Here is a 21,148-nt window from a genome sequence, read left to right as displayed (position 1 = left end):
TCACAGAATCGCGGCGGCCTTGGTCAGGAACCAGATGATGATCACCACCAACAGGGCGCCGATGCCGACCACCGCGCCGAGGTCCTTCCAGGTCTTGCGCTGGTTCTGCACGTCGGCATAGACAGTTAGGGAATGCCAAGCCACCCCGAGAAAAGCGAGCAGGGCGATCAACAAACCGAGCAGGATGCCGCCGTCATAGGCGTAGTTTTTGATCGTCTCGATCAACCCGGAACCTTCACCACGCGAAGGAGCCTCCATGGTGGGAAGCTCGGCAAAAGCCAGGCTTGGGCCGAGCACCAACAGCAGGCCGATCAAGCGCTGGCTGGCACGATCACGCAGGTTGTTTTTTAGAGGGGTAAAGCACTTGAGCATGGCAGTGATCTCCTGGATTAGGACAGCGTGAAGAACATCAGGACTAGTAGGGCGAGCAAAACACGTGCGGCGCTGCCGCCAAACGCGCCGAAGCGCACACTGCCGGTGGCCCAGCCCCGGTAAGCCGTCCACATCACCCAGGTGCACCAGAGCAAAGCCAGGACGAGAACCAGGGACAACCAGAGTGTCGAACTGCTCTGTGCCGAGAAACCGGAGGCGTTTTGGAACGCTGCGGTCTGAGCGTCGGTCATGCTCATGGCGACGGTTCCACGGACGGGATGTCGAGGCGGTAATCGCCGACCAGCTCACCAGCGTCGTGAGGTTGAGCACGGGAGGGCGACAGATAGTTCTGCATTCCTTGGCGAATGCGTTGGATGTCCTGAGACAGGCGGGGATAGTCGAAGCGATAGCGTTCGTTTGGTTCGGAGGTCCTGGCTACCTTAGCTTGCGCCGCAAGGCGCTCAATAGTGTCGACCTGCTGCTGAACTAGGCTGAGCTGCTCGCGCTCATGAGCAGATGCGGCATAGCCGCCGCTATGGAACGTCATCAATATGAGCAGTAGGCAGATTCGGAAAAATGTAGTCGGCATGTGGATAGCCCATTTGGAGATGGGGCCAGCATTCAACTAACGTCCAGGACTCAGCAGTAAGAAACACGAAACACGCTGCGTCATTTTATTTCGATACAGTCTCTGATCGTGGAGCGAGTTCGAACACCGTATCGAGAGCTACGAAACGCGGAAAAATGACACGATTGGACCGCAAGTACAGCATTGGTTACTCATGAAAAACGATTAGTAGCCGTTAACTTTTGATTCCGCTAACAGCATTGTTAGCGGGGCGCAGATAAGCGCGGACGAAATCAGTTAACGAAGAGTGATAGCAGAGAGTGAACATCCAACAAGCAATTCGGCGGTACCGTATTCGACAGGCCGTGGGCTTCTCCTTGATGGTCTTCGGGGGGCTATTTTATTTGGTTTCATCGTTGATTTTTCTGCACCATCAAGCAGAGACTCTCGCGAGCACAAAATTTTTTGGGCATTTGGGAGGGGTTGTGCAAAATTTAGTAGCCGATGTTTACCAGGTCACATCACCCTACATCGGTTTTGTATGGGAGCACGCGCCTACCCTCAGCCAGGAAAACCCGCTCAGCTATGGAAATTTGCTGTTTTTCGGTTTGCTGGGTGTGATGATTATTGGAAAGCAAATTCTCCTTTCCGCTAGCCAACTCAAGAGGCGTGTTCAGGTTCAATTCGAACGTCTTGAGGAAGCTCAGTGGCGCAACTCGATGCAAAATGGAGCAGCCACCCAAGTCAACGCAAATCAGATCGGGCAGATCAATTTTTATCAGCAGTCTATGCCGCCGTCCCCTAGCGGTGATTGGTGGCAGCGGCCGTTGGGTATTGTTGGTTTGTCTATTATTGGCGGTTATGTCGTCGCGATTTTGGCTAAATTCACCGGAATGGTTTAACACGTCAGCGTTACATTTTATTAAATGTATTTTTTAAACGTCGCCGCGGTGATGGCTGTCGTTATTCCGAGCATCATCGCGCAAGGCAAAAAGACGGCCATAGGATTGAGCGAAAAGGGCAGGGACAGATACATGATCCAGGGTACGAGCAGCAGGGGTATCACTGCTCGTTTAGCTCGGTGATAGACAAAACTGCTTTCTCGCCCGGCTCCAAACTTGCGCAGGTCGCGGCGCATCAAACCATCGACAAAACCGGTGAACGAGGCCAACAAAAATAGCGGTGTGGCCAGAGCCAAGATGGTTAGGCGCACTACGAAGGTAAAGGTCACATACACCGCCGCCAGTACGAAATCCTCAATGCTCACGTAGAGCTGATTCGCCCAGCTCCAGAAGCCATTGCCCTGGCCCGAAACCCGCGCCTGCCGGGCAAAATCCTCAAAGCCAGTCTTGACCAGCAGCCACTGATTGAGGAGCTCCAGCCACTGGACAATTGTTTTCCCAGGCTGTTGGATGAGAAGTGAAGCTTTGAAGTGCTCGCTGAGCCAGCCCAACTCACTGGTTAGCATAGCCTGACTATGCCGCCAGCCCTGATCACCCCAGAACAGTAGCAGCCCGGCGAACTCGATGAGGATCGAGAACAGCAACGAGGCAATCAGCAAACCGATGATGCGCAGGACTAGGCTGATCGTCGAGATGATCAATCCCGGACGCTGGATCGGTTGTGGCGGCGTGTTCTGGGTGGAAGTCGCCATAGTTCACCCCATTGCGCGCTGCAGAGTTGATGTGGGCAATACGTCTCCTGGATCGTTTTCTGCTGAATCGAAACCTGTTGTGGGGTAGGGCTACCCCACCTGATCCAGATCGAAGTTGGTAGTTGGGCCGCCACCGCTTGCGCTCCACCATTGCCCCGCCTGCGCGTTATAGGCCGCCCGCATCCGTTGAGTGAGTTCCTGTAGGTCCTTGGGCATGGCGTCGACGTTGGAGGGTTTTGGCAACGGCATGCGGACTTTCCAGAGCTGCCCACCGGCCTGGAAGGAGAACATTTGCCCCTTGGGCAAACTGACGATATGAGCAGGCTCGATCAGCGGCACACTGGTGCTGCTGACACGGTCCTGGGAGGACGAGGTGAAGTCCGTGTTGGCGTCCGGATCGGATGTGTCCGTCGCACCCGACATCAGGGTCTTGGTCAGCACGTTAACCTTGGGTAACTGCTGGGTGAGCAGTTCAGCGGTGGCGGTTTCGCGCACGCGGAGCATCTGCAGGGTGTTGAAGTTGCCAATCACCTGGCCAGCTTTGGCGCGGTTGCCGATACGTGCTTCGATATCGCTGAGGGTCTGGGTGTAGGCGGTTACCTGGATACCGGCGCCGCCACCCTTGTTGATCAGGGGGATGAACTCATCGCCCATCAATTCGTTGAACTCATCAGCGTGCAGGTTTATCGGCAGCTTGTCACTGCTGCTGCCTGATGGGGGCAGGCCGTGGTCAATGCCATGTTTGTAGATGTGGCCCGCGACCGAGACCAAATCAGCGAACATGGAGTTGCCCACAGCGGCTGCGACTTCGGCGTCGGTCAGCGCATCCAGGCCGACGTAAACGATGCCGCGTTTGCGAATGATCTGCATCCAGTCGAAGATTGGTCGCGGGTCATCTAGGTCGGTGTAGTTGGGGGCCAGCAGTTGGGCGGTCTTGCCGGTGGTGAGTTTCTCCAGCAGCGGCAGCAGCGAAGCAACGATTTTGTCGAAGTAGGTGCGGTCGTAACGTACTGCCGAGCGCAGTCCATCCAGCACCGGATCGAATACCCGTTTCACCGCCAGGTACTGTTCGATGGCCACCACACGCTTTTCGCGTCCCACCATATGCCGGGGAATGTTCTTCTCAGTGAGTTTGCCTTCCAGTTGGACGATCACTTCCCAGGCTTTCGGATCGGTCTTGGCGAAAAACTGCTGAGCGTATTCGATGAACAGCGCGTCTATATTGACCACATGTCGCTGGATCTGCAGGTAGTCTGGGCGCCGGCCCAACTCGATCAAAGCCCGGGCAATGATGTTGACAAAGCGCCAGGCGAACTCGCGAAAGGCTGCGGAGTTGCCTTCGCCACTGAGTTGCCCAGCGATGCGCGATGCTACCTCCGAGATGCGCCCGAAACGTCCCACCGCGTTGTAACGCGCGGAGATCTCTGGCCAGCCTAGATGGAAAACATAGAATTCCTTTTCCCGACCGGCCCGTTTGGCTTCGACGTACATGCGTTTGAGCAGGTCGGCATCGCCCTTCGGATCGAAGACGATGACCACCTCATGTTCGACGCGGTGAATGTCCTGGGTGATGTACACCTCGGCGAGTCGCGTCTTGCCGACACGGGTAGTGCCCAGCACCAGGGTGTGTCCGACCCGTTCGCCCAGCGGCAGACTGACTTCCGTTTCGTTGGGCTCGACCCCATGCAACAGAGGCGAGCCACCGACTGGGGGTAAAGGGCGCAACGGATTGAAGGCACTGTCCCAGGCGGTGACACGGGCCAGTATCGAGAGCGGAAACGGTGCATGCTCCAGGCGCCGTTCGAGTTCACGGGCCAGCCGGTAGTGGGTCGGTTGGTCGACATAATGGGCGACCGCCGGATCCTGGGCCTCGACCAAGCGCTGGGTGTGCAGGCGGGTCCAGCGAAAGCCGCGACCCATGAACAAACGCTTACGACTGACCGGAATCTGCCGGCTGGTCAGCTCGTAGCGGGGCAGCCGGCGGATATTGCGCCGATAGCGCAACACCTCCCAGGCTTGTCGCAGGCGGATCAGGCCGAACAGGGTATAGGCCAGCGCCGCAACCTGCCCGATCTCGGGTGACAGGGCCACGGCCCAGGGCGAGTACACGCACAACACCGCGGCGGCGATGCAGATTGTTACGGTGTACAACTCGACCGCTGGCCGGAGCTTGGACTCCATCGCATGCTCGGCCATGACCTGACTCACTGTCCCAATGAGGTGGCGGTGATCAAGACGGGGTAGTGCAAAATCTGCAGGCGGGTGGCGATGTCGTTGCCGTTGACCGGCAGGATGGTGATGTCTGGAGCGGCTGCGCGAATTCGGGCCAGGGCTTCAGTGTCGGCTACTTCGACGGCGAGGCCAGCCGCGCCCATTTCCTGCAGTTCAGCAGCGCGCTGACGCAGCCAAGTCAGCGACAGGGGATCGTCACCGACCAGAAAAAATGGCCGCAAGCCCGGCATGTTCAGGGCGCGATACGTGATCTGGCCGGGGCTCAAGTGGGGGCTACGGATGGGCAGTATCCAGGCTTCATCGGCAAACGTGGACAGGTCCGCATGCATGGCCCGATCAGGCTGGATCTTGTTGTTTATTAGCGGCCTGGCAACTTGAAAATGGTGTCGGGTGAAGTCGCTAGGCTGATCCCCGGCTACGGTCAGTTCCGGCTGGGCGAAAGATACCAAAAGCAGGATGAAATAACAGGCGATGGGGATTCGCTTCATGGTGGTGTGCCCTGTTTGAAAGAAACCAGCAACCGTTCGAGTTGCCGGGAAAAGCCGGCGCGGTAACGCGCGGCCGGCGTTCCTCCTGCCGGGCGGTGATATCGGCCGGCAGCTGATACCCAATCACCGGTGGTGGCGTGATGCTCCTGCAACAGCGCGGCGGTCACGGCGAGATTTCGGTAAGGGTCAAGGGCTTCGCAGGGGCTGGAATAACGTTGCCCGTGGTAACCCAGGTTGGTTTGTCCAAGACCGACATCGACCCGCTTGGCGTCATGTCGCGCGAGCGCCTGAAGTAAGGCGTGACAGGCGGCCTGGCGAGTGGCGAAGCGGTAGGGTATTCCGGCGATGTTCAGGGTCCAGGGCCAGGGCAGCAATCGACCACGGACGTGGATACCACTCTCCTGCAGGGCAATTGCGAATAGCACCATAGAAGGGATGTCGGCGTCATGCGCCGCCAATTGATAGGCCGGAGGCGGAAGTTGGTCGGCCTGGACGGCGAGCACCGTCAGCACCAGCGCAAGACCACTCAGTCGAGGCGTTGCCATTGTCCATTCACCTGTTGAAATGTGGCAGGCATTGGCCCCGGGGCACCCAGGCTGAACCAGCGACCACGGTCATGGTTCAGGGTGATCTGCCGGCGTTGAACCTTGACGGGATCGATGCCCGCTTGCCGAGCCCAGCTACGGACGCGTTCATCCTCGCCTTGGCTGCCCACCAGGTAGATATCGAACGCCGTGTCGCTGCTTTGCAGACGCTGGGCTTCGGCGGTACACGCTGAGCAGTGGTCCTCCACAAATAGAGCCTGGCGCGGCGCGGCCGCTGAGCTGATAGGGGGCGGGGATGCCATGCCCTGGATCGGTAGCAGCCCGGGAAACAGCTTGGTCCAGGCCGCGGCGTAAGCGTTTTGGTAGGCCAACTCGCGCTCGGCGCGTTTGGCTTCCAGCGCTACCTGTAATTCGGCATAGCGCTGGCGCTCTTGGTCGGTCTGGGCCTCAACCCCGAGCGCGGTCAACGGATCGAGGTTCGGGCTCCAGAAACCGCGTGGGCCGGATTGGATCTGTTCGAAGCGCGTCCACTCCTGCCCCGTCAGGCCCCAGCTCGCTGCCTGTTCAGAGTCAGAGCGCCCCAGCGGAGCAGACTGCGTGTCCTGGGTCTGTGACTGTGTCGTGACGGGGTTGCCCATCGCAGCGTCCATGGCCAGTAGCGAAGCGAGACAGACGACGGTGGGCAGTAGCGCTCTGTTCATGATCGCTTCTCAAGGGAGGTGCACGGTCTGGTCTGGCTGAGCGGCCACCGCGAAGATGGCTGAGTTCGGCTCCAGCACTTTCAGGTACCAGGCTCCGAGCTGCTCGCCGCTATGCAGCAGCCGAACATCTATGAGAGAGCGACTGTCATGAGGTGCGACTGCCAAGAAGCGCTCACCACCACGGGATTCGACCCCCAACACCGAGAACGGTGGCGAGAGCGGGACGGGCTTGGGGCGAGCGGTCTTTTTCGGTTTAGTCGCGGAAGGCGACGGCGGTGGGGGTGATGGCTGGGTCTTGTGCTCCTGGAACTGCTGCTCGACCTGTTCAAGGTGTGCGCGCAGCGCTGTCAGTTCTGCCACGGTGGCGCGGGCTGCCAGACCATCGCGCAGCTCCTGTATTTCTTGCGCCCACTGATCCAGCATCGGATCGAGGGTATTGGCCTGTTGCTCACTAGTATCGACCATCTGCTTCAGGTCTTTCAGCGCGTACTGCAGCTTCTCTTGTGCATCCTTGAGGGCGCTTGAATCATGTTGCAGGGTGTCCAAAGTTTGTCGGTATTGCGTGTCCGTGCTCTGCAGTTTTGCCATGCGTTGATACTGGTTATACAAACCACCGCTCAGCCCGGCGACCGCCAGGCAAAGGAGCCCGATGATGAGGGTTTGAAACGTTGAGGCTTTCATGACCGCGCCTCCGATTGATGGGGCAAGACGGGTGTAATCAGCGCGACACCGGCATCCGTTTTCTGCTGTTCGAAGCAGACCGAACGGCTGACTTCATCGGTCGTGAGTTGCCAGGCGGGGCCAGCCAGCACTTGTAGCGCGCGGCGCAAAGGGATTGGACCAAGCCGGTAATGGGCTGCAGGCAGAGGCCGGGTAAACAGCAACTTCACCGACGCAGTAACGGGGCAGAGCGAATAGCCCGAGCGCTGCAATACGTACTGCAACGCATCCTGCACTGAGGGGTTTAGGCTGGACGGGATGTTCACTTCAATGATTTGAGCGAGAAGATAGCGTTGTTCCGTGGTGGGCTCGGTGCTGACCAGCGTATAGCGGCCATAGCGGAGTTCTGTCGGATGGTTTCCTTCCGCTGTGTCCCTCGAAAGCTGGGCCCGATTGGAGCCACTGTCGATCTCTGGATGGGTTGGCAATGTATTGGGGATTTGCGCGGTGCAGGCGCTCAACAAACCCAGCAGGCAGACAGGCGTGAAAAAACGCTCCATGGAAAAAACCTCATGACAGATTCAGTGCAAAACCTGACATGAGGTGAAGGAGCAACTCAGTGAGAAAGTTGATTCAAGGCGGGTCGTGTTAACGCTGAACGCGTTGCTATTCATCAAAAATAGCGAGCCCATTCAAGACGGCAGCGTCGGGGTCGAAGATCAACAATCTCGCATCCGCCAATGCCGCCAGGTACAGTACGTTGACTAGGACTTCCGGTGTGCCTGCGTCGAGTTGCTCTTGTCTCAAGCTTGAATAACGTTTGCCCTCAATGTTCAGCAAGTTTTCGTCCGTCCATGGCGTGCCAATCAGCTTGCAACTGATGCCGCAGCAATCCGGCAACTCGAAAAGCTCGAACAAAAGGCCGGTTTGCCTCGGAGCGGAGTTACTTGCCCATCCTTCCAGATAGAACATCGCTTCTTCAGGAAGGTGTGCGGTACTGATCTCCCAGGCTCGACTGTAGTGCCCCGTTTCGAAGCTCAAGCGATGGACCATGGCTTGGGCTTCTTCCAGGGAGTACAGATCGCCGAGGTGATGCCGCTCGTTGAGCATGTCGCCCATCACGGCGTAGATCACTTGGCGCACCAACCCGGTGGACTGGCAGCGTTCATCTAATTCATCCAATTCATCCGGAATGGATTGGCCTTCGCTGATCAAGGCGAAATCGTCATTGAACAGGCAGGTGAACAGTTGCAGCTCATTGTCGGGCAGATGTGCTTGTGAGTCGTGCACTGGTCGAACGCAGGGAGGGCAGTCGTTTTCGTAGGTGATCAGTAGCAGCCGTTCGATATGAAGGTTGTCGTAGCCGCGAGCAAATGGGGTTGAGGCCATCAGCAGAGCTGGGGCTTGGTGTGCGGGGTTCATGAGGGTTCTCCAGAATGAAAATGAACAAGGCGCCCGAAGGCGCCTGTGAGGGTTAAAGCCAGCCGTATTCGGCAAGGGAGAGAGGACGACCTTCACCCACGATGAAGTGATCCAATACACGCACTTCGATCAAGGCCAAGGCCTCCTTCAGCCGTGCGGTCAAGACGCGATCCGCCTGGCTGGGTTCTGTACAACCCGAGGGATGGTTGTGAACCAAAATGGCGGCCGCAGCGTTATGCGCTAGGGAACGCTTAACGACTTGGCGGGGGTAAACGCTGGCGCCATCAATGCTGCCGTGAAAGAGGACTTCGAATGCCAGCACCCGGTGCCTGGCATCGAGAAAGATCACACCGAAGACTTCATGCTCTTGTTGCGCAAGCTGCAGTTTTAGGTAGGAGGCAACAGTGTCAGGCGACGTCAGGATAGGGCCGCGGGCGAACAGCCGACGATCCAGAATATGCTGCGCTTCGTCGATCAGCTGGTTTTCTTGGACAATGCGATCAGCCTCGAAATCCGAGGTCTCAATCAGTGTAAGTTGGGTGCTCATGGCGGTACCTCCGAAGGGAACAATCAGGGGTACACGCCCGAGGGGAGTGGTATCCCCCAAGGTGGGTGTGGAGTCTTGGGCGTTAGCAGATGGCGCGCTGTTTACAGCCGAGTGAATCGGTGGCGTTGACCGTGTAGATGTGAACCACAGCCGTCGCAAGGCGATGGAGAAAAGGTTCTTATTCCCCAGCCGGCTTCGGGATCGAAGTCGGCACTGATGGGCATCAACCGAACTAGCTCACGATGTATCGCGGCGATGCGTTGTTCGACCTCATCCTGCGAGTAATACAGCGATAAGGTGCTGTAGTCCTCGTAAGCTGTAGCGAACAGGCAGTCGTCGCAAAGCCAGAAGGATTCCATAATGGTCCCCTGTGCTGATTGAAGAAAAGGCGCTCGACGGAGCGCCTTGATGAGGAACATCGTGGACTGTTCAGGCGGACTGAACGGTACGGGTGGCATCACGGCGGGCCGTGCGCGGAGCGGGTGGAGATTCAGGTTCCACCCGAGCCTCTATTGGGTTTTCGGTATCCTCAACTTCGGCATCAGCCGACGGTGGGGATGGTTCACTGTTTGGCGCTTGCTCAGCAGGTGCTGTTGCTTCCTGCCTGGCGGGTGCTTTGTATTCGAACGTGCCGTTGATCTTGATCCAGTCGATGAACAGCAAACGACCTTTCAGGCTGGCGCCCGGTTGGCCTTGTTTCTCGCCTTTCTCATAGAGAAACGGATCGATCCACAGGTCGCCGATACGGAACGACAGCAAGACCTTTTTCTCGGCGTTGACGGCGTCCATATAGAGACGAATCAAGCGTTCAGCTTCACCCCCAGCGACTTTGCAGTCGAAGCGGGTGTACTCCACCGCATCGGTGGCACCGTGCAGGGCTGCGATATCGCAGGCAATGAATGGTTGGCCGCGGCGGACTTGGACTTCACGAACACGGTTGAGGTAGCCGATACCGACGGTGTGCAGGTTGAAGTAAGTGGTCGCTTCTTTGGATTGGTTGGCGTGGGCCATGGTGGTTCTCCTGTTTCAAGGGGAAACGGCGACGCACAGTCCCTGATGGGGAAGTGAGCCCCCGTCAGGGTGGGTAAGGTGAAGAAGAGCGATGAACGACTCACCACCGGCAAGCCGATGACGATCAGAACGATGCGTCTGGCGGAATAACGGTGCAGCTGAGGAACGTCTGCGGTAGTGGTTAGCAGACATGGGGTAGTGGGCATTCATCACCGCTGAGGCGGTAACCGTGCGAGCTTCCGAACGCTGATCGCACTTGGGTAAACCACCACGAACGTGGCGTAGCCTTGAAGGTTCAAGCTACCTGGGCTGGGCTGTCAACGACAGCAAACCACGCCCTTTGTATAAGCCTGTCACAGGGGAGCGTCAAGACGCTGCAACCCGATTTTTTATAGCCGGAATACAGTGGCAGTCACTGGACTGAAGAAAGTGAAGAGTGGGCCTGACGGGATGCCAGGCGAGGAAGAAAAAAACCACCTTTGACGGTCTTACGCAGTCGACCAGCGCCTCGCAACACTTGGTTGAACTGCGCCATGATTCGCCAACCGACCCTTGTCGTGGCCTGGGTCGGAACATGCTGGCACGCATCCGCGCACAAAAGGTGCCCAGTGTTTCCCCGGCGGGCTCCGGGACTGAATACGATCGCCGAAGCGGATGACCGCTGTTGCCGGGTAGAGGCAACAGTGGTCATCCGCCACCACGATCAGGTCAAGCACAAAACGGGAATGAAATCCCGCAGAAGAGAAGGCTCCGAACTCGACGAGTTCGACCGAGCTACCCGGAGCAAATCGGTCTTGGGTCGCCATTGGCGATGATCCTGAGGCACTACAGCAGAGAGGGTGGGACGACGTCAAGGCAGAGAACGCACCGTTCTCATAATGATCGTCCCATGGAACATCATGAGCGACGCGTATCTTTACTGATCGACACAGTGCCCTTGCAATCTGGGTAGTGGGAGCATGACCAGAACTGCCCTGATTTTCCTTTACGTCTACGCATCGAGGCATTGCAAATGGGGCAGGCCGGGCCGGCTTCGACAGGTACCGCCAAGGTGAGTGCGCCACAGTGTTCGACCAATTGTGCAATCCAGTTCGCCTGCTTGGCGACGAACGCATCAAGGGTCAGGCGTCCCGTTTCGATTTCGTCCAGGGCCTGTTCCCATATCGCGGTCATGCCCGGATCTGCGATTGCGGCGGGTACCGCCTCAATCAGGGTATGGGCCGCTGCGGAGGCCATTAAGGCGCGTTTTTTCTTCAGCAAGTAACCGCGATCAATCAACCCCTTGATGATGCCGGCTCGCGTGGCTTCGGTACCGATACCGGTAGTGTCCCGAAGTTTCTGTTTCAGGCGTGGGTCGTTGACCAGCTTGGCGACGTTTTTCATCGCCTTGATCAGATCGCCCTCGGTGAGTGGTTTGGGGGCGGCGGTGCGCATGGACTTGAGTTCGACGTCGTCCACTGCGCACTGCGTGCCCTGTTGCAAGACGGGTAAGACTTGGGACTTGTGACTGGGTTCGTCCTCCTCGGTGTTTTCGGAGAGCAAGCCTTTCCAGCCCTGGACCAGGATCTGTTTGCCAACAGCGGTCAATCGTTTTTCGCCACATTCCAGTTCGACCTGGGTTCGATCAAACTCATGAGACGGAAGAAATTGCGCGAGGTAGTGGCTACGAATCAGTTCGTAGACTTGGCGTTCTTGTTCGGACATCCGCGCAAGGTTCGCCGGCTCGGTGGTGGGAATGATGCCGTGGTGCGCGGTGACCTTGGCATCGTTCCACACGCGGGAGTGCAGTGATCGATCGAGTCTTCCGAATGCGGGCCGCAGGGTGGGATCGGTTTTGAGCAGGGCATCGAATACCCCAGATACCTCGTCGAACATACTCTCTGGCAAATAGCGGCAATCACTGCGCGGGTAGGTGGTGGCTTTGTAGGTTTCATACAGAGCCTGGGCGATATTCAGGACTTCCTGAACGCCGAGTCCCAACTTGCGCGAGCAGACTTCTTGCAGCGTGCTCAAGTCGAAGGGCAGGGGCGCCGCTTCGCGGAAATGCTCAGTCTGCAGCGAGAGTACTGTGGCGGTCTTGCTGCAAGAGATCGCTTGGACCGTTTGACTGGCAAGCGCCTGTTGCAGGCAACGACCCGCTTCGTCCTGTCCTGAGCTTGGCGGTAACCACGATGCGATGAATCGCTGACCCCTCGACGATAAGTGCACTTCAACGTTCCAGTAGGGCACCGGAACGAAACTGGCAATCGCACGATCCCGATCGACCACTAGGCGTAAAGTGGGTGTCTGTACGCGTCCAACCGACAGCACGCCGTCGTAGCCTGCCCGCCGACCGAGGAGGGTAAACAAACGACTGAGGTTCATGCCGATCAGCCAGTCAGCACGGCTGCGGGCGAGGGCTGAGTGATAGAGCGGGAAGGTCTCCTGACCAGACTTCAGCGAGGACAATGCTTTGCGAATCGACGCCTCGTTGAGTGCCGACAACCAGAGGCGCTGAACGGGGCCTCGATACTTGCAGAGTTCCAGTAACTCGCGGGCAATCATTTCACCTTCGCGGTCGGCGTCGGTCGCGATGACGACGGTGGTGGCTTTACTGAGCAGGCGCTTGATGACTTTGAACTGTGCCGCAGTCTTGGGTTTGACCTCGACCTGCCACTGCGCGGGAATGATCGGTAGATGATCTAACGACCAACTCTTGAAGTGTTCACCATAAGCTTCAGGCGGTGCTGTCTCCAGCAGGTGACCGATACACCAGGTGACGGTTGTCTCGGGTGCGATTAGGCAGCCATCGCTGCGCCGGCTGGCTCCGAGAACTTTGGCGATGTCACGACCTTGGGAAGGTTTCTCGCAGAGGAAGAGGCGCATAAGACTGCTCCGGATGGGGTCCGGAGCAGAGTTGTTGGAAACAGCAGCTACGAGATATGAGAAACCTGACTCGCAGGTACCTCATATTAGTCGGTGAGGACTGCCTTGACGATCCGATGCTGTTACCCCGTTTTAGCGTGGACGACAGTGTGGGTCTTCACGAGCAGCGAGTAGTAATACGCCAGCAACTTCGCGCAAAGGCGCAATTTTTATGCCTAATGCTCGTCATTCCGGAGGTGGCGGCCCTGTGCGCTTTTTTGGCTTCGACGCAGGTGAGCTGGCTTGCTCTGTATTTTGCCCGACGTGTTTCGCAGATGCTGCCGGTTCATTGGATCGCTCCCGCATGACCACGCTGTGCACTCGATGAGGCAGGATGCCGACTCGACGGGCCTCGATCTTGAAGGTCACCCGCGCGTTGTCTTCGCTGTCCTCCCACTCATCTCGTATCGTGCGGCCCTCGACCAGCACACGCATACCTTTCTGGTACAGCGTGCTCCAGTGTTCAGCCTCGCGGTGCCAGAGCTCAACCGGCGCCCAATAGCCGCCTCGATCTTCGTAGCCGCCCTCGCGTGGCACGGGGTTGTCGAAGTACACATTCAGCCGTAGCAAACGCCGTGGCTCGTCATTGCCTGAGGCGAATTCCTGGAACTCTGGCGCACTGCCGATGTTGCCTTCGCCGACGAAAAAAGTACTCATCGTGATATCTCCGCTGCGGTTGTGAACTGGCGCAGCAGCCGTTCGGCACTGGCCATTTTGATCGCGCAGGTCGAGGCCTGGCGGTAAAGCGAATGCACCACGCTCATCTGCAGGTTCAGTGCAATACGGTTGCATTCGAAACGGTGCAACCCCTCGCGTACGGCCTGCGGTTGGGTCTTGTTGCGGACCTGGCGTTCCCAGACCGCAACCCCCATGCGGGCGAAGTCACGGGTTCGCCAACGCAAAAAGGTGCTGCCCGCGCTGGTGTTCTGCAGCACCAATCGAATATCCAGCAGTGAGTACGGGGGCTGTCCGGCTTGCTGCACAACAGCTTCCATCAGGTGACATAACTGCGCCTCGATTTCCCTCGCCACCTGCGCCAGGTGGTCCAACTCCCCCTTACCCTTAAAAGGTTTTAAAAGGCCTTTTAGGGAGGCAGCGTGTTCGAGCTGTCGATAGGCATCCGGTGTTAACGCTTCGAAGGGCATTGGTTGAGCCGGGATCATGAGATTCATGCTTCGTCCTCCGGCTCATCCACCGTCGCAGATGGCTCTCTCGCTTCCTCTGCCAATGCGTCCGCGTCATCCACTGCCACAGCACCACGACGAATGATCGGTGGCGCGAACTGGGAGCGGCGATGACCCTCAAGAATGTCCATGGGGGGCAAACCCATCTTCTCGATGGCCGCCAGAGCACGGGCATTGTTCGCTGCCATGTCATCACGGGTGACGCCAGAATGCCGATAGCGCTGCGCCTGGCCGAACAGGCTGCGCAGCAGATGGGCGCCGTCATCGATCCAGGCTTCCATGTCGACGCGGCCGATCAAGGCTGTGTGATGGGCCAATAGGGTACGACGCACCAGGGTGTCGTAGTCGGTCAGCAGGTAGACCGCCAGAAAACCCAGCTGGCTGCCGATGTACAACGGCAAGGTGACGGGGTGGATGTTGAGGTTGTCGCCCATGTCGATCTGTGTCGGCAGGTCCTGTCTGATCCGATCCAGCTGTTGGGTCAGTTCCAGCATCCCAGCCTTGGCCTGCATCAGTTTTTCTTCGAGTTGTACGATGGCCCAGTCGGCATAGGGATCGTCCTGAGCCGCGGTTTGTTTGATCAGGTTGGTGACACTGATGTAGCCGGCCATGCCCATGATCGAGTGAACGCCTTCGCGTGCGGTCCGCCCTTGCCAGATACGGGCGGCGTGGTGAGTGTGCAGGGTCAGGGTGATGCTGCTGCGCAATGAACCCAGGTTGAGTTGGTAATGATCGGCCACGGCGTTGTCCTCGCATTCGCTTGGACGGAAACGTTGCGGCAGATGAGGGTCAAGGACAGCCAAAAAACTGAATGCGGTCTGTTCGGTTTGGTTTAAGAGGGCTAATTATGGAGACGTCAGTAGATTTGATGCCACCGGCATCAAATCTACTGACGTCTACGTTCATCGAAAGAGATGTCCCGGCTTTTCCCTAAGAGTTTCATAGTTTGATCCGATGTGTTCGTAGAGTGGAACACCATGGATTTGATGCCACTGGCATCAAATCTACTGAGGTCCACCGCGTTTGCCACGCAGTTGGCGCAGCTCATTCAGGCACGCTTGTGCGAGGGCAGACGCGGGTTCGCCCTGTTGTCGAGATGGCCGCGAGGGAGCGGGTGGAGGTGATTCTGCAATGGGTGAAGGTTCGGCCTGACCTGCCCAAGGACGAAAGTCACCTTTCAGTGCGCGCTGGATCAGGCCCATCAGATACGCCGCTGGCTTGCGGATTCCACCGGCCGCACAACGTGCTCCCGCTTCGTTGAGCACCGCCTGCCGATCCGCTGGTTTGAGTTTGTTCAGCGCCACGGCGACGGCCTGACGCTCGCTTGGGCTCAGGTGCAGCGCAGCGGGCCAGTGCAGGTTATCCACCGCTGCGGTCGCGCGCGGTACTGTACAAATACTTTCTTTTAATACAGTACAGGCGGCGTTCGGATTCCGAACGGTGTCTGAAACATTGACGTTCAGGCCCGGTTCGGAATCCGAACGAGGGCCTGCACGATTCCGAACGCGGTGATCTTCCTCCCGTTCGGAATCGTGGAAGGCATCAACGGCTGGCTGATCCAATCCTTGCTGCGTCCAGTGTTCGCCCCAGCTGTCGAGCCGCGTCGGTAACCGATCACGATCGATATTCGTGTCCTGGCGGACTTCCTCCACAACGTGCTGAGCGACAATACGCACCGCCTTCGTCGCATGACCGAGGGCATGCCCGACCAGCGCCAGGTAATCCTGATCCAGTTCCATGGCTTCGGCGGGGGTTAACGGCTCATCGTGCAGAACATACAGAAAACCTTGAAGACGTCCGCTGAGCTGATCGCGTCCGCGACTCACCAAACTGAGCCAGCGCGTCAACCTGAGCATCGTCAACACCCGAGCAATGGTTTCACGGGAGGCTGACGCACCGTAGGGCACGCTCGACAGGTAAGGCTGCAAATCCTCATAGCGCGGCGTGACCACGCCCTGGCCTTGCAGCATGAGTCGAAACACCTGCCAGGCATTGCGTTCCAACGGCGTCAACCGACTATCCAACAGCAGCCGACGTGGCACGACTTCGTGAGATTGGCCACTGAATAGAAAGCCAGCTTGCAGGGCCTGGTTGGAGGGTTGTTCAGTGGTAGGGCGTACGGGCCAGCGTTCACTCAGATGCTGGGTGCATTGCTGCAGGACACGCTGCCAACGACTGGAAGGGGCTGTGTTCATGTGCCGTTGCTGTACTGGTCGATTTGTTGCCAGACGATGGTCAAGCTGACTTGTTGCTCCTCCGCCAGCATCATCATGGCGTCGAGCTGGTCCTCGGTACTGTCCTGAGCGCGTAGTTGGCACCAACGCTGCCAGAGCGCATGCTCCTGCGCCTCGCTCAAATTCTGAGGGCGACCTTTTCGGGTTTCTATCTTGAGCAGACGTCGACGCAGGGCGGTTTCCGAATGCGCCAAGCCAAAGCATTGGTACATGATGGTGCTGCTGGCGCCGAGCTTGAGCGCGCGGTTGATCAAGCGCTCGTTCTGCTCGTCACGTTCGGCTTGCTCGATCAACCGATGCAGCACCGGCGAGTCAATCTTGATCTCAACCCAGGGGATGGTTGCATGGGCCAGGCGCGACAACGTAGTGGGCGGTAAGGATTGCAACAGGTAGATGTCGTCCTCACCCAGTCCGAGTGCCTTGCAGCGCTGCAGGTTACCCTGGCGCAGCTCATGCAGTATCTGGGTCAGCATGGCCTGGTTGAGCACATTGAAGGACAGGTTCATGGCAGCTCCTTCGGTGAGCTATCTTCAGGGGGAATCGTTAAGTCGATCAGACGCCGGGCCAGGCGGATCAGGCGATACAGTTTGATTAACAGCCTGTCGGGCAGCCGCTCCAGTCCCACGTCCACGGCGGGACGATTTGTGAGCGGGAGTTGATAGATCCCCAGCAACAATTGGCCGAACAGCGCTGACGGCAGTTGCTTACGATCTTCCCAGTTGACGTCGTCTTGAGCGCGCAGCAGGGCCATGAGCAGTAGGTGAACGCCGGTTGCGTGAGGCGCTGCAAGATCAACTCGCTCGATGTTCAGGGCGAAGCCCAAGCCAAGCGGCTGACCGATGATGCTCTCGGGGTATCCGGCATAGGCCGCCATTTCTCGCGCCAGTCCGGCAATGGCTAAACGCAGTTGTTCGGGTGTATCCAGCGTTGGTGTGATCGTCCAGAGGTCGTCGATTGGGCAGGTTTCGACTGGAGACGTCGCTTTGGTGGCTATCTCGCGATCGATTTGCTCACGAATCTGTTGAACGCGTGATCGAGGATTGACCGCTGGTGAAACATTTGTTTCGGGTTCTGCGAGCAGTTCTTCTGAAACTGACTCTATCCTGCTCTCGACCTGGGTTGATTGTGATTCAGTGTCGGAGGAGGGCGGTTCTGCCGCGGCTTCATGTTCGCTTGGCGAATAGATGTTCTCTGAGGGCCTGGTAGTGACAGCCCCAGGCGTGGATACGACCCGTTGGGTATCGCTCAGCTCCAGGGCCAGCATACGGTAGGACTGTCCGAGCAAGCGGCTCATGCGTTCGAGTAATTCATCCTGGATCTTCTCAAGATCAAAGGATTCAGGATCGCAATCGAAGTAACCCATGGATTCCAGCCAGAACTCTGCAAATGCAACTGTGGCAGTTGGATAACGGTTCCAGATTCGCTCAGCCTGACTACGTAGACCGATCAGACGCTCTATCTGAGGCTTACCCAACCCGGCATACAGAGTTTGTGGAATGGCGGGTAATAAGTGTTCGAGGGTGTCCAGCATCCGGCTGATGTGCGACTGTGAAATCGGATAGCCCCCAGCGGCAAGACGTCGAGCCAGCTCCCGTTGTGAGAGCTGTGGGCCATCCGATTCAAGCATGGTTTTGAGTTTGGCTACCGCCAGAGCCCGTTCGATGAACGTGAGTTGGCCGTGCAGATCGCTTTCCGCCAAATGGCCGAGTAGGGCGTTGGTTTCATTGCTCCAAGGTCGGAACAGGCAGTGAATCCGAAAGAAACGCTCGTCGCGAGTTTCCTGCCACAGCTCGCCGAGAATCGCCAAGCGCGTATTACCGCCGTTGCGGATGATGAAATAGGTTTCTCCCGGGCGACGGGTAATCGGCGGTGGTTGATCCAGCCCGCGTTCACGGATCGAAGCCTTGATATCGTCATACAGCGGATTACGAATGAATCGAGGGTTGTGTTCGTAGGGCCGCAACTGCTCCAGAGTGACCAGCATAGGCGTGTCAGTAAGTGGATCGGATAGCCGCTCCAGTTCTGGACCTCGAGGGAAGTGGTCCTGGTGCAGCTTGTCGGTGATCTGCGCCTGACTGAGCTTCTTCATCGGAACAACCTCAGTTAACGCCGGTTACGCAAATGGTCACCGACCTCGAACTTGACGATCTTGGCAGTCCCCGAACCTTCGAAATGTCTGGAAAGCTCTGCGAGGAGCCAACCCATGGCCGAGCGTCCACCCTGCAGGCGAAAGACGACAGTGCAGTATTCATCGCCAGATGGGTGGTGTGGTCGAGTGAATGGTGGAGCGATGATGGGAAGTTGATCCAACATCAGAAGACTCCTTGCCAAACGCTGTTGGCTATAAGGTCGAGCAAACACAATGATTGGGCGAGAAGTGCCGGCATGGTGAATGGTGTCATTTAACCTCCGTGCACCTGCCCACCCTAGAAATCGCTTCGCGCCATTCCGGAAACAACTCGATGGCCAGCGCTTGCATGGTTTCCATCGCGGATGGCGAGCGTCGTTCCCGTGACTGGCGTGTCTCGACTCGGTGGACCGGTAGGCCAAGGGAGGCGGCGTTGAGGTACGCCACTCGCTCCGGAATTGCGGTGTCTAGAACCGAGATGTTGTTAGCCCCTGCGAAGGTCTCGCGCAGGCCACGGATGATCATCCGGGTGTCCACTCGAATGGCATTCACCTGGTTCAGGAGCAGTCGTAAGGGTGGGGGTGGAATGCCCAGGTGGCGGAAAGGTTCGAGTTCGCTGAGTAGCTTCAAGGTGCCACGCTGCAGTTCGCGGGCGGCGAGCATTTCCGGGGTGATGGGAGAGAGGGCAAGGTCGGAGGCCAGGATGGCCATCTCCAGCAGCACGCTACGCGCACCTTGGGTGTCGATCAAAAGCAGGTCGTAACGGGCGCGGAAGTTGTCGAGCAGATTGCGTAGGCGTAATCGCCCGTCAGGGGCGTGCAGCAGCAAGGTACTCAGTCGACCTTGATCGTCGTTGGAGACGATCAGATCGAGCCCTGCAATCACTGTCCTGGAAATAATCTGGGCAGGCATAGCTAGGTTGAGTGCGATGAACTCGTACGCACCGACATCAGCCTTCTGGCTCAAGGCGTAATAGCTGGAGAGGGTGGGTTGGCTATCCAGATCCAGTAGCAGGACGCGTAGGCCTGCGTCAGCCAGTAGGCCGCCGAGATTGGCGGCTACTGTGGTTTTGCCCACCCCGCCTTTGGTGGAAACCACCGATACCACACGCATGGCATCAGGCCTGTTTGCCTAAGCGTTCAACGACCCACTGCTCGATTTCTAGCGAGTCCCAACCGACTGCCCGCAATCCAATGCGTTTAGCCTGAGGGAATTTACCTTCCTTCATCAGGTTGTAGATGTGCGCGCGTTTGAAGCCGGTTTTTCGCTCCACCTCGTCACGTCGCATGATGTGGCGTTCTACCTGCAGTTGAGGTGCTTCAACGATGGGTAAGGATTGGCTGGACATGCTGGTCACTCCTGGCGCCGATTGGCGCGTGGTGGGAAGTGACCTGAATTGAATAGCAGAAGTGGGGGAGAGTCATTGCACTGCAATCAGAGGTATTGCAGTGCAATTGCTCCACTCAGATACCTTTTTTGAGTATGCGATTGGCTGCGGCGAACTTTGCATCCAGCGTGCGTTTGCTCAGGCCAGGATCGTCTTTGCGATGAGCTGAGATGGAATTGACGATGGAGGATTGACTATCAAATACTGAGTGCGGTTTACCTGATGGCGAGTGTCCTAAGATTAGTTCAAGCAACGCCCCTATGACTTTCAGGTAGCCGATTTCACTGCGGTCACTGAGTTTACTGTTGGACTTTAGTAACTGATGGATATTTTCTCTTTCCAACCCCATTGCCTCAAGCTCATCGAGTAGTTGTTGATAAGACGCTTCTATATTTTTTATCCGCAATTGCATTGCATCTCGGTCGGCTTGTAAGGCCAGATAGGTGCCAGGGCTGATAGCTCCTTGTTGGTTGAAGGACTGTTCGAAAAGAAAGCTTGGTCTTTGGTCAGGGTAGTAGCGCGCCATCCAAACTCTGAGGTCAGTATGGCGGATAGTTATCTGACTGCAATCGATGGGCGTGCCAATCGTGACCGACACGCCGAAGCAGCCATAGGCCAGGTCGCCATGGCGAATGGCATCTATAATTTTTTCGGTATTTGCCTGTAGGCACGGCCATTGGGGGAAGTATTTTGACAGGAGCGCAGGACAGTCCCAAGCCGATTCTAGTATTTGGGTTTCATGAGCCATGAGATTGCACCAGCGTATAGCTGCGTCAATGGGCCGATAAAAAATTTTTGCAAAAACGTTGTAGCTGTCGGGTTCATACATAGGAGCAGCCTCATATTCGAGGGAGCAGATCCGCTAACTACGTTTTTATGGCCTTTACTAGCTGGGCTTCCGTGCGGCAACTGTCCCTTGATTCGGTTTTATTTGTTGGTAAATCGATATCCTTTTTTTCGTGAGAGATCCGAGCATTAAGCACCTAGGGATGGTCTGAAGTAGCCATGTATTTCCCCGGCATACCACCTAGCGCAACTTTTAAACTCGCCAAATGATCAAAAAACAATCAATTCGACGAGTATTTCTTACGTTTTCGCCACCCGGACCCCA

General features: G+C 57.3%; 26 protein-coding genes. 2 read left to right on the top strand and 24 right to left on the bottom strand.

Going from position 1 to position 21,148, the window contains the following annotated elements:
• Genes HBO23_RS30555 through HBO23_RS30545 form a run of 3 tightly spaced genes read right to left on the bottom strand, consistent with a single transcriptional unit; the run spans position 1 to position 961 of the window.
• Positions 1-372: a TIGR03745 family integrating conjugative element membrane protein gene (locus HBO23_RS30555; RefSeq protein ID WP_020300904.1), complete on the bottom strand. Its 372-nt coding sequence runs from the start codon at positions 370-372 to the stop codon at positions 1-3.
• Positions 373-389: 17 nt separating this feature from the next.
• Entirely contained in the window at positions 390-629 is a 240-nt protein-coding gene (locus HBO23_RS30550) for a TIGR03758 family integrating conjugative element protein (RefSeq protein ID WP_020300903.1), read from the bottom strand.
• Complete coding sequence (locus HBO23_RS30545) at positions 626-961, bottom strand: RAQPRD family integrative conjugative element protein (RefSeq protein ID WP_020300902.1); 336 nt, start codon at positions 959-961, stop codon at positions 626-628. The genes HBO23_RS30550 and HBO23_RS30545 overlap by 4 nt, the downstream gene beginning before the upstream one ends.
• A 299-nt stretch (positions 962-1,260) precedes the next feature.
• Between HBO23_RS30545 and HBO23_RS30540 the strand changes: the two genes are divergently transcribed.
• Positions 1,261-1,842: a hypothetical protein gene (locus HBO23_RS30540; protein ID WP_020300901.1), complete on the top strand. Its 582-nt coding sequence runs from the start codon at positions 1,261-1,263 to the stop codon at positions 1,840-1,842.
• A 20-nt stretch (positions 1,843-1,862) separates the two neighbouring features.
• On the opposite strand, the gene HBO23_RS30535 is transcribed toward HBO23_RS30540, so the two are convergent.
• The 18 genes from HBO23_RS30535 to HBO23_RS30455 all read right to left on the bottom strand — a co-directional run bounded on the left by HBO23_RS30535 (position 1,863) and on the right by HBO23_RS30455 (position 18,611).
• Positions 1,863-2,594 carry a TIGR03747 family integrating conjugative element membrane protein gene (locus HBO23_RS30535; RefSeq protein ID WP_032903626.1) on the bottom strand — a complete coding sequence of 244 codons (732 nt, stop codon included), beginning with the start codon at positions 2,592-2,594 and terminating at the stop codon, positions 1,863-1,865.
• Positions 2,595-2,684: 90 nt separating this feature from the next.
• On the bottom strand, positions 2,685-4,790 hold the full coding sequence (gene traD / locus HBO23_RS30530; RefSeq protein WP_020300899.1) for a type IV conjugative transfer system coupling protein TraD: 2,106 nt from the start codon (positions 4,788-4,790) through the stop codon (positions 2,685-2,687).
• A gap of 8 nt (positions 4,791-4,798) precedes the next feature.
• Positions 4,799-5,314 carry an integrating conjugative element protein gene (locus HBO23_RS30525; protein ID WP_020300898.1) on the bottom strand — a complete coding sequence of 172 codons (516 nt, stop codon included), beginning with the start codon at positions 5,312-5,314 and terminating at the stop codon, positions 4,799-4,801.
• A complete protein-coding gene (locus tag HBO23_RS30520) occupies positions 5,311-5,859 on the bottom strand; it encodes a hypothetical protein (protein ID WP_020300897.1) in 549 nt (182 codons plus the stop codon). The genes HBO23_RS30525 and HBO23_RS30520 overlap by 4 nt, the downstream gene beginning before the upstream one ends.
• The gene (locus tag HBO23_RS30515; RefSeq protein WP_032903628.1) at positions 5,841-6,560 is read right to left on the bottom strand and encodes a TIGR03759 family integrating conjugative element protein; all 720 of its coding nucleotides are present in this window, start codon (positions 6,558-6,560) and stop codon (positions 5,841-5,843) included. The genes HBO23_RS30520 and HBO23_RS30515 overlap by 19 nt, the downstream gene beginning before the upstream one ends.
• 9 nt (positions 6,561-6,569) lie before the next feature.
• The gene (locus HBO23_RS30510; RefSeq protein ID WP_020300895.1) at positions 6,570-7,241 is read right to left on the bottom strand and encodes a hypothetical protein; all 672 of its coding nucleotides are present in this window, start codon (positions 7,239-7,241) and stop codon (positions 6,570-6,572) included.
• Positions 7,238-7,780 (bottom strand): PilL N-terminal domain-containing protein, encoded by a 543-nt coding sequence (locus HBO23_RS30505; RefSeq protein ID WP_020300894.1) that lies wholly within the window; start codon positions 7,778-7,780, stop codon positions 7,238-7,240. Before HBO23_RS30505 ends, HBO23_RS30510 begins: the two co-directional genes overlap by 4 nt.
• Before the next feature lie 106 nt (positions 7,781-7,886).
• Positions 7,887-8,642, bottom strand: a complete 756-nt coding sequence (locus HBO23_RS30500; protein ID WP_020300893.1) for a hypothetical protein — start codon at positions 8,640-8,642, stop codon at positions 7,887-7,889.
• 52 nt (positions 8,643-8,694) lie between these two features.
• Positions 8,695-9,189 (bottom strand): DNA repair protein RadC, encoded by a 495-nt coding sequence (gene radC / locus HBO23_RS30495; RefSeq protein ID WP_020300892.1) that lies wholly within the window; start codon positions 9,187-9,189, stop codon positions 8,695-8,697.
• 101 nt (positions 9,190-9,290) lie between these two features.
• Positions 9,291-9,548: a hypothetical protein gene (locus HBO23_RS34010; protein WP_032903653.1), complete on the bottom strand. Its 258-nt coding sequence runs from the start codon at positions 9,546-9,548 to the stop codon at positions 9,291-9,293.
• 70 nt (positions 9,549-9,618) lie between these two features.
• The gene (locus HBO23_RS30490) at positions 9,619-10,200 is read right to left on the bottom strand and encodes an STY4534 family ICE replication protein (RefSeq protein ID WP_020300891.1); all 582 of its coding nucleotides are present in this window, start codon (positions 10,198-10,200) and stop codon (positions 9,619-9,621) included.
• A gap of 897 nt (positions 10,201-11,097) precedes the next feature.
• Positions 11,098-13,065 carry a DNA topoisomerase III gene (locus HBO23_RS30485; protein WP_020300890.1) on the bottom strand — a complete coding sequence of 656 codons (1,968 nt, stop codon included), beginning with the start codon at positions 13,063-13,065 and terminating at the stop codon, positions 11,098-11,100.
• 225 nt (positions 13,066-13,290) lie between these two features.
• On the bottom strand, positions 13,291-13,761 hold the full coding sequence (locus tag HBO23_RS30480) for a single-stranded DNA-binding protein (RefSeq protein ID WP_020300889.1): 471 nt from the start codon (positions 13,759-13,761) through the stop codon (positions 13,291-13,293).
• Positions 13,758-14,276 carry a DUF3158 family protein gene (locus HBO23_RS30475; RefSeq protein WP_032903630.1) on the bottom strand — a complete coding sequence of 173 codons (519 nt, stop codon included), beginning with the start codon at positions 14,274-14,276 and terminating at the stop codon, positions 13,758-13,760. The genes HBO23_RS30480 and HBO23_RS30475 overlap by 4 nt, the downstream gene beginning before the upstream one ends.
• Positions 14,273-15,028, bottom strand: a complete 756-nt coding sequence (locus tag HBO23_RS30470; RefSeq protein WP_020300887.1) for a PFL_4669 family integrating conjugative element protein — start codon at positions 15,026-15,028, stop codon at positions 14,273-14,275. Before HBO23_RS30470 ends, HBO23_RS30475 begins: the two co-directional genes overlap by 4 nt.
• 264 nt (positions 15,029-15,292) lie before the next feature.
• Positions 15,293-16,483 (bottom strand): STY4528 family pathogenicity island replication protein, encoded by a 1,191-nt coding sequence (locus HBO23_RS30465; RefSeq protein ID WP_020300886.1) that lies wholly within the window; start codon positions 16,481-16,483, stop codon positions 15,293-15,295.
• Positions 16,480-17,028: a DUF2857 domain-containing protein gene (locus tag HBO23_RS30460; protein WP_032903632.1), complete on the bottom strand. Its 549-nt coding sequence runs from the start codon at positions 17,026-17,028 to the stop codon at positions 16,480-16,482. The genes HBO23_RS30465 and HBO23_RS30460 overlap by 4 nt, the downstream gene beginning before the upstream one ends.
• The gene (locus HBO23_RS30455; protein ID WP_020300884.1) at positions 17,025-18,611 is read right to left on the bottom strand and encodes a ParB family protein; all 1,587 of its coding nucleotides are present in this window, start codon (positions 18,609-18,611) and stop codon (positions 17,025-17,027) included. Before HBO23_RS30455 ends, HBO23_RS30460 begins: the two co-directional genes overlap by 4 nt.
• A gap of 32 nt (positions 18,612-18,643) precedes the next feature.
• Here HBO23_RS30455 and HBO23_RS30450 point away from each other — a divergent pair, with 32 nt between their 5' ends.
• Positions 18,644-18,928: a hypothetical protein gene (locus HBO23_RS30450; protein WP_032903633.1), complete on the top strand. Its 285-nt coding sequence runs from the start codon at positions 18,644-18,646 to the stop codon at positions 18,926-18,928.
• On the opposite strand, the gene HBO23_RS30445 is transcribed toward HBO23_RS30450, so the two are convergent.
• The 3 genes from HBO23_RS30445 to HBO23_RS30435 form a co-directional block, all read right to left on the bottom strand.
• The gene (locus HBO23_RS30445) at positions 18,921-19,763 is read right to left on the bottom strand and encodes a ParA family protein (RefSeq protein ID WP_020300883.1); all 843 of its coding nucleotides are present in this window, start codon (positions 19,761-19,763) and stop codon (positions 18,921-18,923) included. The genes HBO23_RS30450 and HBO23_RS30445 overlap by 8 nt on opposite strands.
• 4 nt (positions 19,764-19,767) lie before the next feature.
• Positions 19,768-19,998 carry an AlpA family transcriptional regulator gene (locus HBO23_RS30440; RefSeq protein ID WP_020300882.1) on the bottom strand — a complete coding sequence of 77 codons (231 nt, stop codon included), beginning with the start codon at positions 19,996-19,998 and terminating at the stop codon, positions 19,768-19,770.
• A 115-nt stretch (positions 19,999-20,113) separates the two neighbouring features.
• Positions 20,114-20,866 carry a hypothetical protein gene (locus tag HBO23_RS30435; RefSeq protein ID WP_032903637.1) on the bottom strand — a complete coding sequence of 251 codons (753 nt, stop codon included), beginning with the start codon at positions 20,864-20,866 and terminating at the stop codon, positions 20,114-20,116.
• Between the last annotated feature and the right edge of the window lie 282 nt (positions 20,867-21,148).

This window comes from Pseudomonas sp. WS 5532 (assembly GCF_012985445.1).
Taxonomy (GTDB): Bacteria; Pseudomonadota; Gammaproteobacteria; order Pseudomonadales; family Pseudomonadaceae; genus Aquipseudomonas; species Aquipseudomonas edaphica.
Note: the sequence above shows the minus strand (reverse complement) of the source record. Positions and strands in the feature narration are given on the sequence as shown.

What these genes read in the sequence shown, in the direction of transcription:
- HBO23_RS30510 (WP_020300895.1), bottom strand. Translation starts at nt 7,241, where the DNA reads ATGAAAGCCTCAACGTTTCAAACCCTCATCATCGGGCTCCTTTGCCTG.
- radC (WP_020300892.1), bottom strand. Translation starts at nt 9,189, where the DNA reads ATGAGCACCCAACTTACACTGATTGAGACCTCGGATTTCGAGGCTGAT.
- HBO23_RS30445 (WP_020300883.1), bottom strand. Translation starts at nt 19,763, where the DNA reads ATGCGTGTGGTATCGGTGGTTTCCACCAAAGGCGGGGTGGGCAAAACC.
- HBO23_RS30435 (WP_032903637.1), bottom strand. Translation starts at nt 20,866, where the DNA reads ATGTATGAACCCGACAGCTACAACGTTTTTGCAAAAATTTTTTATCGG.
- HBO23_RS30545 (WP_020300902.1), bottom strand. Translation starts at nt 961, where the DNA reads ATGCCGACTACATTTTTCCGAATCTGCCTACTGCTCATATTGATGACG.
- HBO23_RS30555 (WP_020300904.1), bottom strand. Translation starts at nt 372, where the DNA reads ATGCTCAAGTGCTTTACCCCTCTAAAAAACAACCTGCGTGATCGTGCC.
- HBO23_RS30450 (WP_032903633.1), top strand. Translation starts at nt 18,644, where the DNA reads ATGGTCACCGACCTCGAACTTGACGATCTTGGCAGTCCCCGAACCTTC.
- HBO23_RS30440 (WP_020300882.1), bottom strand. Translation starts at nt 19,998, where the DNA reads ATGTCCAGCCAATCCTTACCCATCGTTGAAGCACCTCAACTGCAGGTA.
- HBO23_RS30520 (WP_020300897.1), bottom strand. Translation starts at nt 5,859, where the DNA reads ATGGCAACGCCTCGACTGAGTGGTCTTGCGCTGGTGCTGACGGTGCTC.
- HBO23_RS30455 (WP_020300884.1), bottom strand. Translation starts at nt 18,611, where the DNA reads ATGAAGAAGCTCAGTCAGGCGCAGATCACCGACAAGCTGCACCAGGAC.
- HBO23_RS30525 (WP_020300898.1), bottom strand. Translation starts at nt 5,314, where the DNA reads ATGAAGCGAATCCCCATCGCCTGTTATTTCATCCTGCTTTTGGTATCT.
- HBO23_RS30460 (WP_032903632.1), bottom strand. Translation starts at nt 17,028, where the DNA reads ATGAACCTGTCCTTCAATGTGCTCAACCAGGCCATGCTGACCCAGATA.
- HBO23_RS30535 (WP_032903626.1), bottom strand. Translation starts at nt 2,594, where the DNA reads ATGGCGACTTCCACCCAGAACACGCCGCCACAACCGATCCAGCGTCCG.
- HBO23_RS30505 (WP_020300894.1), bottom strand. Translation starts at nt 7,780, where the DNA reads ATGGAGCGTTTTTTCACGCCTGTCTGCCTGCTGGGTTTGTTGAGCGCC.
- HBO23_RS30485 (WP_020300890.1), bottom strand. Translation starts at nt 13,065, where the DNA reads ATGCGCCTCTTCCTCTGCGAGAAACCTTCCCAAGGTCGTGACATCGCC.
- HBO23_RS30475 (WP_032903630.1), bottom strand. Translation starts at nt 14,276, where the DNA reads ATGAATCTCATGATCCCGGCTCAACCAATGCCCTTCGAAGCGTTAACA.
- traD (WP_020300899.1), bottom strand. Translation starts at nt 4,790, where the DNA reads ATGGCCGAGCATGCGATGGAGTCCAAGCTCCGGCCAGCGGTCGAGTTG.
- HBO23_RS30480 (WP_020300889.1), bottom strand. Translation starts at nt 13,761, where the DNA reads ATGAGTACTTTTTTCGTCGGCGAAGGCAACATCGGCAGTGCGCCAGAG.
- HBO23_RS30515 (WP_032903628.1), bottom strand. Translation starts at nt 6,560, where the DNA reads ATGAACAGAGCGCTACTGCCCACCGTCGTCTGTCTCGCTTCGCTACTG.
- HBO23_RS30465 (WP_020300886.1), bottom strand. Translation starts at nt 16,483, where the DNA reads ATGAACACAGCCCCTTCCAGTCGTTGGCAGCGTGTCCTGCAGCAATGC.
- HBO23_RS30500 (WP_020300893.1), bottom strand. Translation starts at nt 8,642, where the DNA reads ATGAACCCCGCACACCAAGCCCCAGCTCTGCTGATGGCCTCAACCCCA.
- HBO23_RS30490 (WP_020300891.1), bottom strand. Translation starts at nt 10,200, where the DNA reads ATGGCCCACGCCAACCAATCCAAAGAAGCGACCACTTACTTCAACCTG.
- HBO23_RS34010 (WP_032903653.1), bottom strand. Translation starts at nt 9,548, where the DNA reads ATGGAATCCTTCTGGCTTTGCGACGACTGCCTGTTCGCTACAGCTTAC.
- HBO23_RS30550 (WP_020300903.1), bottom strand. Translation starts at nt 629, where the DNA reads ATGAGCATGACCGACGCTCAGACCGCAGCGTTCCAAAACGCCTCCGGT.